This window comes from Brevibacillus sp. YAE8 (genome assembly GCF_057543335.1).
Genome location: NZ_BAAIYG010000088.1, coordinates 1 through 774, shown reverse-complemented (window position 1 = coordinate 774; position 774 = coordinate 1). Strand labels below are relative to the sequence as shown.

Here is a 774-nt window from a genome sequence, read left to right as displayed (position 1 = left end):
AGCGAACACTTCATCGATAAAAGCTTCTTTTACAGGCGTTGTTAAATCTAATGTATGTAAAGGAATAGATTTTGCTAAAACGTCTTGAATTGCTTCATGAACTACGTGATGGTTATGACCAAGAGCAAGTGTGCCGGCTCCGGCTAAACAATCAATATACTCTTTTCCATCCATATCCGTGATCACGGCGCCTTTTGCCTGTTTAATCGCAATAGGAAGGCGTCTAGGATAAGATCTTGCATTGGATTCTCGTTCATTTTGCATAGCAAGCAGCATTTCGTTTGATGTAAGTTGTTTCGTTGACGTTGACATATCATATCCTCCTGTTTGTTCGATTGATAATGATTTTCATTAACAATTACAACAATAAATGATAATGATTATCACTGTCAATAATTATTCTGAAAATATGAAATTATTCCTATTTCACTCTACAGTCGGAAAAACGCAGTATTTCTCTTATGTATCAAGGGTTAAAAGAGTTTTATGTTGTTTTCCAATTAGGGAAAACTATGTAATAAGTCCCTTTCTATTTCCAAATAAAAAAGTGCTACAATTTCTTGTAGCACTTCTGTTACTTTTGTTTATTCATCGTCTCTTTTGCAGCTTTTACACTCCTTGGGTCAAGCGGTTTCGTATACTGACAATTTACTCGAACCCCTGAACCAATACGAATTTCTTTCACGGGAGTAACGGATAAGAACGCTTGAAGATTTTCAGGCTTCAGCCCTTTTGTCCCGATTAAAATAATATCTTTATCTTTCATTCTTCTTA

General features: G+C 35.4%; 1 protein-coding gene and 1 pseudogene. Both read right to left on the bottom strand.

What is annotated here, in order from left to right; genetic code table 11:
• Window positions 1-312, bottom strand: a 312-nt coding sequence (locus tag AC27IT_RS27740; protein ID WP_487092254.1) for an aminotransferase class III-fold pyridoxal phosphate-dependent enzyme, incomplete at its 3' end; no start/stop codon positions are given.
• A gap of 262 nt (window positions 313-574) precedes the next feature.
• A pseudogene (locus AC27IT_RS27735) lies at window positions 575-774 on the bottom strand (copper homeostasis protein CutC); the annotation flags it as partial.